At 40.5% G+C, this 13563-nt stretch carries 13 protein-coding genes and 1 riboswitch; of the genes, 1 reads left to right on the forward strand and 12 read right to left on the reverse strand.

Features of this window, described 5'->3' with window-relative positions; translation table 11 throughout:
• Positions 1–8: 8 nt before the first annotated feature.
• The 12 genes from ahrC to VJ09_RS04235 form a co-directional block, all read right to left on the reverse strand.
• A complete protein-coding gene (ahrC, locus tag VJ09_RS04180) occupies positions 9–455 on the reverse strand; it encodes a transcriptional regulator AhrC/ArgR (protein WP_044640374.1) in 447 nt (148 codons plus the stop codon).
• A gap of 70 nt (positions 456–525) precedes the next feature.
• On the reverse strand, positions 526–1374 hold the full coding sequence (locus VJ09_RS04185) for an NAD(+)/NADH kinase (RefSeq protein WP_044640375.1): 849 nt from the start codon (positions 1372–1374) through the stop codon (positions 526–528).
• A gap of 9 nt (positions 1375–1383) precedes the next feature.
• Positions 1384–1914, reverse strand: a complete 531-nt coding sequence (locus VJ09_RS04190) for a hypothetical protein (protein ID WP_044640376.1) — start codon at positions 1912–1914, stop codon at positions 1384–1386.
• A gap of 35 nt (positions 1915–1949) precedes the next feature.
• Complete coding sequence (locus VJ09_RS04195; RefSeq protein ID WP_044640377.1) at positions 1950–2789, reverse strand: TlyA family RNA methyltransferase; 840 nt, start codon at positions 2787–2789, stop codon at positions 1950–1952.
• Positions 2790–2795: 6 nt separating this feature from the next.
• Positions 2796–4679, reverse strand: a complete 1884-nt coding sequence (gene dxs, locus VJ09_RS04200; protein ID WP_044640378.1) for a 1-deoxy-D-xylulose-5-phosphate synthase — start codon at positions 4677–4679, stop codon at positions 2796–2798.
• Between the two features lie 237 nt (positions 4680–4916).
• Positions 4917–5807 (reverse strand): polyprenyl synthetase family protein, encoded by an 891-nt coding sequence (locus VJ09_RS04205; protein WP_044640379.1) that lies wholly within the window; start codon positions 5805–5807, stop codon positions 4917–4919.
• A complete protein-coding gene (gene xseB / locus VJ09_RS04210) occupies positions 5808–6053 on the reverse strand; it encodes an exodeoxyribonuclease VII small subunit (protein WP_044640380.1) in 246 nt (81 codons plus the stop codon).
• Positions 6034–7401: an exodeoxyribonuclease VII large subunit gene (xseA, locus tag VJ09_RS04215; protein ID WP_044640381.1), complete on the reverse strand. Its 1368-nt coding sequence runs from the start codon at positions 7399–7401 to the stop codon at positions 6034–6036. Before xseA ends, xseB begins: the two co-directional genes overlap by 20 nt.
• A 213-nt stretch (positions 7402–7614) precedes the next feature.
• A complete protein-coding gene (gene folD / locus VJ09_RS04220) occupies positions 7615–8469 on the reverse strand; it encodes a bifunctional methylenetetrahydrofolate dehydrogenase/methenyltetrahydrofolate cyclohydrolase FolD (protein WP_044640382.1) in 855 nt (284 codons plus the stop codon).
• A gap of 206 nt (positions 8470–8675) precedes the next feature.
• Positions 8676–9770 carry a Ger(x)C family spore germination protein gene (locus VJ09_RS04225; RefSeq protein ID WP_044640383.1) on the reverse strand — a complete coding sequence of 365 codons (1095 nt, stop codon included), beginning with the start codon at positions 9768–9770 and terminating at the stop codon, positions 8676–8678.
• Positions 9754–10863, reverse strand: a complete 1110-nt coding sequence (locus VJ09_RS04230) for a GerAB/ArcD/ProY family transporter (protein ID WP_044640384.1) — start codon at positions 10861–10863, stop codon at positions 9754–9756. Before VJ09_RS04230 ends, VJ09_RS04225 begins: the two co-directional genes overlap by 17 nt.
• 11 nt (positions 10864–10874) lie before the next feature.
• Positions 10875–12467, reverse strand: a complete 1593-nt coding sequence (locus tag VJ09_RS04235) for a spore germination protein (protein ID WP_230199087.1) — start codon at positions 12465–12467, stop codon at positions 10875–10877.
• A 234-nt stretch (positions 12468–12701) separates the two neighbouring features.
• Between VJ09_RS04235 and VJ09_RS04240 the strand changes: the two genes are divergently transcribed.
• A complete protein-coding gene (locus VJ09_RS04240; protein ID WP_044640385.1) occupies positions 12702–13151 on the forward strand; it encodes a hypothetical protein in 450 nt (149 codons plus the stop codon).
• Positions 13152–13257: 106 nt separating this feature from the next.
• A riboswitch (TPP riboswitch) is annotated at positions 13258–13370 on the forward strand.
• Positions 13371–13563 lie beyond the last annotated feature (193 nt).

Raw genomic sequence — 13563 nt, forward strand, 5'->3', positions numbered from 1 at the left:
ATCTACTCCTACAACATTTCTAAGAACCGCTCCACCAATTCCGGGGCTTTTTCTTTAGGCCGAGCAATAATAAAGATCGTATCATCCCCTGCAATCGTCCCTACTAAGTCTTCCCAATCGAGATGATCTAGTAAAACGGCAATTGCATGAGCATATCCCGGAAGAGTTTTCATCACTACTGTATGTTCGGAATAATCTATTCCAACAAAACATTCTTGTAGCATGCGCTTTAATTTTTGCAAAGGATTATATCGGTGATCTGCTGGTAACGAGTATTTATATGTTCCATTATTCGTTGAAACCTTTACCAATTGCAGTTCTTTTATATCTCGTGATACGGTTGCTTGAGTCACATTATAACCAGCATTCTTTAATTCATCTACTAATTCTTCTTGGGTTTCGATCTCTTTCGAAGTTATAATTTCACGGATTTTAATATGACGTTGTACTTTCATCTCTAACCTCCTCACTTCATTTATAATAATAAATAGGAAAAATCGTTTTCCCTAGCTATTATGTATCTTTTTATCCATGTAATTTCTTTTGAACTACTTCAAAAAAGGAACGTTCCTTCCATTTGACTAGGTAAGTATAATAGACGGACTGACGTATTTTTACTTTATCACCAGACTCTAATGCGTATCCAATCTGTCCATCAATAGTTAGACCCATTTCATGATGATTGGCCTCTATTGTAATTTCTAGTTCACTTTGAGCTGGTAACACAATAGGACGACTTGTCAACGTATGAGGACAGATCGGGGTCAACAATAGAGCATGAATATTAGGATGCACAACAGGACCGCCGCAAGATAGAGAATAGGCAGTAGATCCTGTAGGAGTAGAGACAATCACTCCATCCCCTTGATAGCTCCCCACTGGCAAACCATCCATCGTAACTGTACATTGGACCATCCTGCTAAAAGATCCTTTGGCTATTCCAACATCATTGAATGCAATTCCTTGGTCGAGACGCTCTTCATTTCTCCACCATTCGACATCTAACATCATTCTTCGTTCTATGCTATATTCTCCTGCCATGATGCGATCTACTGCATGAGCGAGATCCTGGGGTTCTGCTTCCGATAAAAAACCCAAGTTTCCTACGTTGATTCCTAATATAGGGATGTTTCGACCAGCCAATTCTCTCGCTACTCCTAAAAGAGTTCCATCTCCCCCAAGTACAAAAACCATTTCCACTTCTTGAGTCCAAGATTCGATCTCTGAGTAACAATCAGGTCGCTTCACACAATCTGCACAGGTTGGTTCAAGCAAGACAGAGACACCACGTCTTTCTAACAGCGTTACCAATTTTTTGGCAACCTCTGATGCATGAGGTTTTTCTGGATTTAATAAAATACCAACTGTTTGCAATACATCACCTCATTTCATGATCCACCACATTACCATCATACCAGCTATAAAAGAAAACGTTGCTTTGAATGGAAACGAAGCTTTTTTTTCCTCCCACTTCGGTCTGTTCTCCAAATCGATCTCCACCACTTTAATCACACGAAGTTCTGGTATCACATATAAGATAGCTAGTGGTTGAACAACCAAAAAAGAGGCCAGAAAAAAGTCGCGCAACCCTACTCCCGACCATTTCACTGGCTTTCGATCTCGAGCAATGATCACTAAGTAATATTGATCCTCTCTTTTTGCAATGTAATCAAAATAGAGCCGGCTTTCATATTCCTCTTCGTCGACAGCAAGGTGAACCTGTGTTTTGATTTTTTCTTGTACAGGTTCATATCCGTGTTCACGTAATATATCTGGCACTAGTCCTTGAAGTGGTTCTGCTTCTTCTGGTTTATCAGGAAAGAACCACGCACGAATAGAAAAGGGTAGCCAAGGGCGGAATAAAATATACAGGATACAAAAAAGTAGTAGAAAAAGGACTAAGTTATCCAACAATCGACACTCCCCCCTTTTCTACTACATATTCGCAGTCAGTTGGCGGAACCCTCTTCTGCTTTTGAATTTCCATGCGCTTCTTTTACTACTTGTACAATCAACTCTGAGGAAGTCTGTGTCACGGGAAGCGTTGGATTCCAAGAAAAGTAGGCTAAGAATTCTACATTGCCTTCTTGTCCACGAATCGGGGAATAAGTAAGTCCTTTTACGTGATAGTGATGTTGAGCTGCGATCTCCAATGTATTTTGAATCACTTGCTCATGAACTTTGGAATCTCGAACAATTCCTTTTTTCCCTACTTGATCTTTCCCAGCCTCAAACTGTGGTTTAATCAAGGCCACTACTTCTCCATCCGCTTCTAACAAATTTGCTAAATTGGGTAGTATGAGACCAAGTGAGATAAAAGATACATCGATACTTGCAAAGTTCGGAGGAGCTTCCGTAAGTTGATCTCGCTCTAGATAGCGGAAGTTAGTCCGCTCCATTACAACCACACGGGGGTCTTGGCGTAGTTTCCAAGCAAGCTGACCATATCCAACATCAATGGCATAGACGAGGGAGGCACCATTTTGCAAGGCACAGTCGGTAAATCCCCCGGTAGAAGAGCCAATATCTAGCATCACTTTTCCAGTCATATCAATGGAAAAGTGACGAAGCGCTTTTTCTAATTTCAGTCCACCACGACTTACATACGGATGGAGTTGTCCTTTTACTTCTATCGTTGCTTCTACTGGTACTTTGGTACCTGCTTTATCTACTCTTTGTTGGTCCACGAGGACAAGACCCGCCATAATTGCTCGGCGGGCCTGTTCACGACTTGTATAAAGTCCCTTGTCCACTAAGAGTATGTCTAATCGTTCTTTTTTCACAACCAGACTCCTTTAGACTCTTTGCATTACTTTTAGCCAATTGCTTACCGATTCCGCAACCTGTTTAGGAGTTAACCCTACTTCTTCCAATTGCTGGGCAATCGATCCATGCTCTACATAATAGTCTGGGATCCCAAAGACTTTTACATCCGGTTTTTGTTCTTTTTCAGCATAGTGTTCCAAAATTGCACTACCAAATCCAGTTGCAATCGCACCCTCTTCTATGGTAACGATTGGAATTCCTTCCTGATGTAACTGTTGCAATAGTTCTTCATCAAGCGGCTTGGCAAAACGAGCATTGATTACGCGAGCGCTTATTCCTTGTTCTGCCAATTCTTTTGCAGCAATCATCGCAGTTTGCACCATCGTACCAAAGCCAAGAAGTGCTACATCGGTTCCTTCTTGTAGTAATTCCGATTTCCCAATCGGAATAGTACGGAACTCTTGATCCATTGGAACACCCAAACCATTGGCTTTAGAATAACGAATGGCTACTGGACCTTCATTATGTTGATATGCAGTATACATCATATGCTGAAGCTCGTTCTCATCTTTTGGCATCATAATCACGATATGTGGTTGAGAGCGCATAAATCCAATATCATAAACTCCTTGGTGGGTTTCCCCATCTTCCCCAACAAATCCAGCACGGTCTACTGCTAGTACTACATTTAGCTTTTGTCGACAAATGTCATGTACCAACTGATCATAACCACGTTGTAAAAATGTTGAGTAGATCGCAAGGAATGGTTTGATACCTTGTGTAGCTAGTCCTGCTGCAAATGTAGCTGCATGCTGTTCTGCAATCCCCACATCAAAAGTTCTGTCTGGATATTTTTCTTGGAACTTATCCAGTTTGGATCCCGTAATCATCGCAGGAGTTACTGCTACTACTCGAGAATCTAAGTCTGCCAACTTCATCAGAGTATCCCCAAATACTGCAGGATATGCTGGAGCCGATGCTTTTTTCTTGTCAAAAGCTCCTGATTCAATTTTGTACGTACCCACACCATGGTAAACAACTGAGTCATTTTCAGCTGGTTGATAACCTTGACCTTTGCGAGTGATAACATGCAGCATGACTGGTCCTTCCACTTGGTCAGCCTGACGCATACATTCCATCAACTCTTCTAAGTCATGGCCATCTACAGGGCCTAAGTAAGTAAAACCGAATTTTTCAAACAGGACACCGGATACCATCAAGGTCTTAAACGCATCTTTTACGCGTTCTAACGTTTTAGCTGTAAAGTCACCGACAGCAGGAATCTTTTTAAGCAGGAACTCTACTTCGTCTTTTACTTTATGATAATGACGATGTGTACGTAATCGTCCTAAGTAGTTATGAATTGCGCCTACGTTAGGACTAATTGACATCTCATTATCATTTAAGATAACCATCAGATTGGTTTTTTGCTCTCCAATATGGTTTAGAGCCTCTAAAGCCATCCCGCCTGTTAGTGCTCCATCCCCAATGATGGCAATAACACGGTTGTCGTCCCCTTTGAGGTCACGGGCACAAGCCATTCCCATCGCACCTGACAAGGAGGTACTACTATGTCCCGTTTCCCAGCAGTCATGTTCGCTTTCACGCATTTTAGGGAATCCACATAGTCCATCCTTTTGGCGCAAGGTCGGGAAGAGGCCTCGACGACCTGTCAGAATCTTATGAACATAAGCTTGATGACCCACATCCCATAAAAGCTTATCTTTTGGGCTGTCAAATAAATAATGCAGTGCAAGTGTTAGCTCTACTACCCCGAGGTTGGAAGCTAAGTGCCCACCTGTCCCAGCCAAGCTTTCAATTAAAAACTGGCGGATTTCCGACGCTAATTTTGGTAACTCGTCCACTTTCAATTTCTTTAGTTTTTCTGGTGAATCAATTTGCTCTAGGAGCAATCTCAACGCCTTCCTTTCTTTCGAACCTGCTCAAGAAAAGACCGGTCCATGTGTAAGACCGGAGTTTTCCTACCGCTTTCTTTATCACAGGGATCTGTTCGTTCTACAATTCCGTTCAAAAATTGATTTCATTGCCTTATTCGCAAAATTTATTTCATTATAGCACAATAGGTGCAAATTCCTATAGAAACCTTTTTATCCGTTCAAGCGAACGGTAAGACCCTCACTAAATTGAATTTATTGATCACGATGCAATAAATAATCTACGATTTCTACTAATTTAGTTGGATTCAAATCAGATCGAGTCCCAATGGCATCCACTGCTTGCTGACTCGTGATCTTCAGTTTCTCTATGGCACCTTCTAAGCCAAGCAAGGCTGGATAGGTAGATTTTCCATTATCTTGATCACTTCCAATAGGTTTTCCTAATTTCTCTTGATCACCCACTACATCTAAAATGTCATCTTGAATCTGGAAAGCAAGTCCCAAATGATAAGCATACTCGGTGAGAGCTTCTAATAAATTCTCGTTTGCTCCACCTACCAATGCGCCTGCACGAACCGCAAACGCAATAAGTGCACCTGTTTTACGTTGATGAATACTTTCCAGTTCCGCAAGTCCGACTTGTCGTTTTTCCGCTTCCATATCGGAAAGTTGACCGCCTACCATTCCATAAATCCCTGCCATGTTAGAAGCTTCTCGGAAAAGTTGAGCCATTACTCGGCTCGACAGTCCCGCCTTTGCTGAACCCTGAGCCATCCAGCCAAATGCTTCTGTCAGGAGTGCATCTCCTGCCAAGATGGCGGTCGCTTCACCGAAAACTTTATGATTGGTTGGTTTGCCTCTGCGATAATCATCATCATCCATCGCTGGCAAATCATCATGAATTAGAGAATATGTATGTATCATTTCAATAGCACAAGCGATCTCCAATGCTTTTTCTGGATCTTGTCCCAATGCCTCAACCGTTGCTAGGGTTAATACAGGACGAATTCGCTTACCACCTGCGAGTAACGAATATCTCATTGATTCGCGAAGGTGGTCAGGAACGCCAGGCAAATCTTGTGTCTTTTTATCTAATGTGTTGTGAATCAACTGTGCTTGCTCTTTTATGTATGATTGAATCATCTAGCGTTCGTCCTCCTCTGTTTCAAAAGGCTTTTTTGCCCATCCATTGTTCTCTTTCACTAACACTTCGATCTGTTGTTCCGCCCATGCTAGACGCTCACGGCAAAAACCTGCTAGATTCGTCCCTTCTTGGAACAGCTGAATGGATTGTTCCAACGGTACTTCGCCACTCTCTAATTGTTCTACCACTTCTTCCAAACGCTTGAGGGCCAGTTCAAACTTCATATCACTTTGTTGATCCTTCATCACTCTTCTCCTCTACTCCCCAAATTTGGCATTTAAGCCTACCATCTGATAGCTTAATTTTCAAGAGATCTCCTGGTTGAACTTCTGAGATAGACTTGATCAACTGCTCTGTCGAGTATCGATAGACAAGTGAATATCCCCGTTGCATCACTTTGAGTGGACTGAGAGCATCAAGATGGGCTATGGAACGAACGAGGCGTTCCTTTCGCTTCTTCTGTTGTTCGAGGCTTACCCGAACCAATCGGCGGCTTAGCTCCTCTATTTTATCATGGAGCACTACCATATGCAGGTGCGGATGCTGTCTCGTTAATCGGATGAATAGATTATCTACTTTTGTTGCAAGGGTGTTAACTCGATGATGTTTGTGCCGCTCTAACCGATGAACTAAAAAATCTAACCGTTGATGGTATGGATCTACTCTCGCACTAGGTTGTTGAAAGACTGGACGCTCCCACAACGACCGCAAACGCTCTGAATCCCGTGACCATTTTTGTTCCACAGCTCGTTTTAGACGAGACTCCAAACGTGCAAGCTGATCTTCTAATGCTAGGCCATCCGGAACAGCTAATTCTGCTGCAGCTGTAGGCGTAGCAGCTCGAACATCTGCCACATAATCACTCAATGTAGTATCCGTCTCGTGCCCTACTGCAGAAATAATTGGGATGCGAGATTTGGCAATCGCACGTACTACCATCTCCTCATTAAAAGCCCACAGCTCCTCCAACGAACCTCCACCACGCCCTACAATTAGTAAATCTAAATCAGTTCGTTCATTCATTTGCTCAATTGCATAGGCTACTTCTCGGGAGGCGGAGATTCCCTGTACTGCTACAGGAAACAAAAGAATTCCAACATGAGGAGAGCGGCGCCGAACAGTTGTAATAATGTCGCGGACAGCCGCTCCGTGCTTGGAAGTGATCACTCCAATGGTACGAGGATGTTCAGGTAATGGGCGTTTTTCACGGGAGAATATCCCTTCTTGTTCTAGCTTCTCCTTTAATTGCAAAAAACGAGAATACAGATCCCCCATGCCACTTTTTCGCATCTCCACTGCCTTTAGTTGCAACAATCCATCTCTCTCATATAATTCCATCTCACCACGGATCGTTACTCGATCTCCGTTTTTGGGATGAAATAGTAGTAGACGATTGTAGCGGGAGAACATAACACATCGGATCTTGCTATTCTCGTCCTTTAACGTAAAATACATATGTCCACTAGCATAGTGAGTAAAATTCGTAACCTCTCCCTCTACCCAAACGTTCTTGAGCTTGGGGGATTGGTCTAGTATGTCTGTCACATGCAAGATCAGTTGTTTGACTGACCACACCTGTCGTTTCTCTGTCACCTTACCTCTCCTCGCTATATGTAGGTTTCTTTTCTTCTATTATATAAGGAAAGAAAATAAAATGTTATGTAGGAAGATGATAGTTGTCTATCTAATAACTTGCAAAAATAGCAGGGTAGATTGCAACATGTTCGTCCCAGTTGCTCCCATTCCCTGCCATTTTATCTGCAATGTTCGTTTTATTAAATTTAGATGAAACATTGAGTAGACGAGTTACACTTGTTGAAGTACACGTTCAGCAGATATAACCGTATTTTTGAGCAACATCGCAATTGTCATCGGTCCTACTCCACCAGGTACCGGAGTGATTGCACTCGCTACCTCGCTCACCTCGTCAAACAAAACATCCCCACATAATTTCCCTTCCACATCACGATTCATCGCAACATCGATCACCACTGCGCCTTCTTTCACATGTTCTTTGGTGATCAAGCCCACTTTCCCTACTGCTGCAACGAGCACATCTGCTTGCCGAGTGAACGATGGTAGATCAACGGTACGAGAATGACACATCGTGACCGTCGCATTTTGTTGTTGAAGTAAGAGCGCCATTGGTTTTCCTACAATATTACTCCGTCCTACGACGACTGCATGTTTTCCATTGAGATCGACGCCTGTCCGACTAAGTAATTCCATAATACCATGCGGTGTACATGGTAAGAAGGTTTCAAGCCCGGTTACCATCCGTCCTACACTCTCAGGATGGAATCCATCTACGTCCTTTTGATATGCGATTGTTTCAATCACGTTTGACTCTGAAATATGATTTGGTAGTGGTAATTGCACGAGAATACCATGCACTTGATCATCTTTGTTTAGTTCTTTTATTTTGAGAAGCAAATCAGCTTCGCTCACTTCTGCTGGTAATGATATTAGCTCAGAACGAATGCCAACTTCTTCACACGCCCGTATTTTTCCCCTTACATATACTTCTGAAGCCGGGTTGTTCCCTACCAAAATAACGGTTAATCCAGGAGTAATCCCCTTGTGTGTCAAGTCTGCTACTTTTCCCTTTAACTCGTTGCGTACTTCTTGTGCGATTGCTTTTCCATCGATTATTTTTGCCATTTTGTAGTTCCTCCCGGTTGTTGACTTCATCCCAAAGTGTATCGAAAAGAGAAGGGGGCTGTAAAGGTGTTGGAGGCAAGTTTTTTCATTAAACACGAAATATAAAGCAAAAATAATTATTAAACGTTCCTTTTAAGAGGGTAAAACAGATTTAACAAACAAATTTATCTATGCAAAGTTCGGATATAAATCCAACTAAGATAGCTTCACTTGTACTCTTTGCCATCATCTATAATACCGATTTCTAACAACTGAAAATCAACATCAACTTTAATCGGGATTTTAGGATACTGTTGATAAAATGTTTTTTCGTTCCAGTTTCGGTCTTGTGACCTTGCAATATTACCCAAACCTAAAGGATCTACCTTTATTTCTTGGAAATGCCGGACAAGGGAAGTCAATTCTTCTTCTAGACTCTTTTTAACCTGTTTCTCTAATCCCTTTATATCGGTTGTCTTTACAAAACTTTTGTTCTTTGCCTCTTCATACTGGCCTTTTATCTTTACTTTAATCTGAAATTGAGGGGTCCCCTTTGATTTGCTATAACCAATATGTACAGCAGACCCAATATTATCAAACGAAATGAGATCATTTTCTACTGAGGCATCGTATGCACCTGTCTCGAATCCCTCTATCAAAGTCTTCAGAAGGAAGCTTTTGCTATGTATTTTTTCAATTAATTGATCATCTTTAAAAACGGCAAACCCACTAATCTCAATTTTGTTTCCTTTTGTACTCAACAGAGGAAGAAATGGATCCTTTCCTTTTCCGAAGTATGCATTTAAAAACTCATGAATATTGGTAGTGGGGAAATTTCGTTCTAAATTTTGATCCAGTTGGTTTTTAATATATTGCGTAACGGATTGAGTTAGTTTGTAATCTCCCTCTAACATTTCCTTAGTATTTCCTTCTACGATTGCTAAGTACATTTTTCTACTAATATCAGGTTCACGAGCATAGGAATCGATAATCTCCCTGAACCCTCGCTGTGCTAACTGGTCACTAATCAACACAACACTTAACTTACCATTTACTAAAGGACGTGGTGACTCTAAATTCATTTTCCGCTGAATCTCTCTGGTATTACGTCCAATAACATGAAACGTCTCACCTTCCAGTGACGCTTGACCTTCACTTGGTGTATATACTCCAACAGAAGCTGTTCCGCTGATCGATTCCTCATCTACATAGTCATATCCAACAGCCTGCATGATTTGAATGTCCTCTATGGTATATGTAGGCAAACATCCTGAAGTACAAACAAGTAAAATGATGCAAAATGCCCTAATCCACTTTCGCATTTGTCGTGCTCCTCATTTTTTGAATCAAGCGTTGAAGGAGAAACAGGAATGGAATATAAATAAATAAAAAATAAAACCCAAATTGGTTTAAAAAATTAGTAAAATAATTAATTTCAATGCGTCCTTTAAAGAGATTACTCGTAATCCACATGATGATGCAAAGTAACAATGTTATTTTTCTAGGACTCACTTTGGAAAAGGTTTGAAAATATCGTTGTGCCGACCATAGAGTTAAAGCCAGGTTGGATAGGATGACAAATAACCAGATCGCAATTCCCATGTATTCAAACCGATCAATAAAAGGCAAATCTACTGTTTTCCATAATGTTAAACTTGCCCAAACGGTAATCTTTAATTTTTCTGCTGAAAAATACGTAATGGCAACCAAAAGATAGAGGAGATAAATGGAAGTGGTAAAAGCCACTCCATAATGTGCCCACTTTTTACTCTTGTTTGGCTCCTTAATATATAAATAGAAAAACAAGAGAAACTCCACTCCTAAATTAGTAAAAGTCATACTTCTCGTGGAGAGCAACATGTCTGTCCATGAATGATTCAACACTGGTAAAAGATTAATAAAATGCGCCTCTTTCAGAGGATAAAATTCTAATAATACCAACGGTAATCCTACCAGCAGACTAAAGATCGCAATTCCTGTTACTACTTGAAAACCACCAGCAACAAAATAGAACGCTAGAATGACAAGAACCCCACTAAAAAACCAAGTATTTAATTGCGGAAACATCCAAACTTCAATTACTTCCTCATACGACCGTAATGTATTCACAAATAGCGCAGCTACGTAAAAAAACAGAATTCCACTCACGATATTACCGAATACCCTGCCGAACATCTGATGATGAATCTGAAAAATATCTCCCTTACCCCGTTCCAAAATTTTATACATCATCCATAAAATAAGATGAAGTGCCAGACCGGAAAGCAGGACCGAAATCCATGCATCTTGTTCGGCATGCTCAGCAACGATGCGTTCAAATCCAAGCATCCCCACTCCGATTTGCATCCCATGAATAACAAAAAACACATGATGAGGAGACACTTGATCTTCTTTTTTGACCACGCTGTAAGACATGGGAATAACTCCTAACTCTTGTTAGACTCAAACCGATTTTTGTCTTTCGGTAAGGTTTCAATCGGACGTCTGTTTTGCATTGAAAATGGTAAACGGATAATGGCATCTTTAAAATCCCGAAAACGGAATGGCGCTATCGGCTCTAAATAGGGATTACCCATGGATCGAAGCCGTAACAAATGAGCAATGAGAAATCCTAAGCTGATCATGATACCTAATAATCCCCAAAGTTGAGCAAAGATAAGAAATGGAAAGCGCAAAACCCGGATGGTATTACCCATGGTATAAATTGGAGTGGTAAAAGAAGCCAAAGCTCCCACTGCTACGATGATTAAGAGAACATTACTGGTCAAACCTGCTTCCACTGAAGCAGTTCCAATCACGATACCACCCACGATACCGATCGTCTGACCGACTTTGGTAGGGAGCTTTGCTCCTGCTTCTCGTAATAGTTCAATCGCAAATTCCAAGATAAGTGCCTCCACAATGGGTGGAAAGGGGATATCTGCACGAGAGCTAACTAAGGTCGCCAAAAGATCCATCGGGATCATCTGATAATGATAAGTAAGAATCGCCACATAGCTAGGAGTAGCCATAATCGAGAAGATGACAGCAAATAGCCGAACAATACGAAAGAAAGACGCGACTATCCAATTTAAAAAATAGTCTTCAAATGCGGAGATGAATTCTAGTCCCGTTGTGGGGGCAATCAAGACTTGAGATGCACCATCTACCACGATTACTACTTTCCCTTCCGTTAGAGCTGCAACGGCTCGATCAGGACGTTCTGTGTTAATTACTTGAGGGAAAATAGAGTTAGGGTTGTCTGTAATCAGCTGAGCTATATACGAACTATCCAAAATATGATCATACTCAATATGTTGGATACGGTTTACTACAGTATCTACTAGCTGAGAATTAGCCAATCCAGCAATATGCATAACAATTACTTTTGTTTTGGTTAACCTTCCTACTATGAGTTCTTTCAGTTGAAAATCCGAGAGTGGTAACCGTCTGCGAATCAGACTTATGTTTACATCTTTCGATTCAACAAAAGAATCTTTTGGTCCGACCACACTGTATTCTACTTCTGGTATACCAATGGTTCGGTGTTCTGTTTTTCCAATCGGTACAAGTAAGTAAGAAGATGGATCGAATGTTATCTGAATGAGACAACCTCCTTCTAACATCGCCTTTTCTACTTTTTGAACCTGATCTGTTATCATTTTTCCTTGAACAGAAATGATATTTTCAATTTCATTTAGGTTTTTGTACTCTGTATCTAAATAACGCAAAATGTCTCGTTGTAGCAAATCCTGATCAATTAGGGTACGAATATAGGAAACTTGTATATTGTGATCAGGACCACACGTAAATTGAACAAAATCATGTGATTTCATCAATTTTTCAATGCTGGACACATCTAATTTGGGAGCAATACAATCACTCTTTTTAGAAGAGATCAGATCATCTGTTATAGCTGAATTCTGTATTATATCTTCTGATAGATTGGGATTGCCGTCCGCTTTCGTTTGCTTTACTTCTGTTTCAGTCAAAAGACTTCTTTTTATTTGACTTCTATCTGGATGAGATATACGTCTCATAGCACACCCCTCCTTTTAAATCCTTAAGTATTAGACTGTGATAAACTGTTATATTTATGTACAACTAGGATGGATGTTAAACAAACATAGGTAAGCTCAAATTTAATTAAAGATCTTAAAATAGTCAGTCTACAAGCAACAAACCTCCTTCAAATAAGCAGGTTCGAAAGACATGTTCTATACTATACTTTTATGTTTTAATAATATTAAGAAAACAATAGATAGAGGTGGACCATGTCCAAGATCGAAGAAATAAAGCAAAGAAAAGAACTTTTTCTCGTATGTCTTTACCAATATGTAGGTGGCGTTTCAAGTAAGGAAGTAGATCCCTATTTAATTGGGGAAAAATTGGGCTATAGTCGTGAAGAAACAAATCATATTGTAGACCACTATTGTGATGAATACTTAATTCATCGAAACTCTAAAAGAAATACCATTCATTTAGACAGTATGGGCGTATCACATGTTGAAATATATCAAAATGAATTAGAAAATTTATTGAAAAAGCATACAACACAAATAAAGTCTGGAAATATAGAATCCCATGATGAACAAATTTCACCTCAACAAAATATTGAAATTACGAAATTAGACCGCGAAAATCCATATCGGACTCATATCCTCTTATTATGGGGCCTCACTATTCTCAACACTCTTTTGATTATCATTGGGATATGGGACTAGATATATTGATCCAATGTGATCAAGTATAATCACTCATGATATTTTATAAAATCCATTGACCCCCTGAATAAACTATGCTACCGTAAATACTGCAACGCAACTACATATTCTAAAAAACGGGAGCTTGGAGATAGCCAGGCTGAGAGGGTGGAGAACTCTGCCACCGACCGGTAACCTGATCTGGATAATGCCAGCGTAGGGATTGACGTATATCGTCTTTTCTAACTTTTCTTCCATTCTTTCAACATCGGAAGTCGTACGCAACTGGCGTGCGGCTTTTTTATTATCTTTACCCAAAATGAATCTTCTCAATTAGACTTGTATAGATCGACTCTCTATGGTCGTTTTCTACTTTTCTATGAGAGTCTTTCACTTAGCTCGCCTATCATTTTGGACCTCTCCAGATCATATA

The organism is Risungbinella massiliensis, assembly GCF_000942395.1.
Taxonomy (GTDB): domain Bacteria; phylum Bacillota; class Bacilli; order Thermoactinomycetales; family Thermoactinomycetaceae; genus Risungbinella; species Risungbinella massiliensis.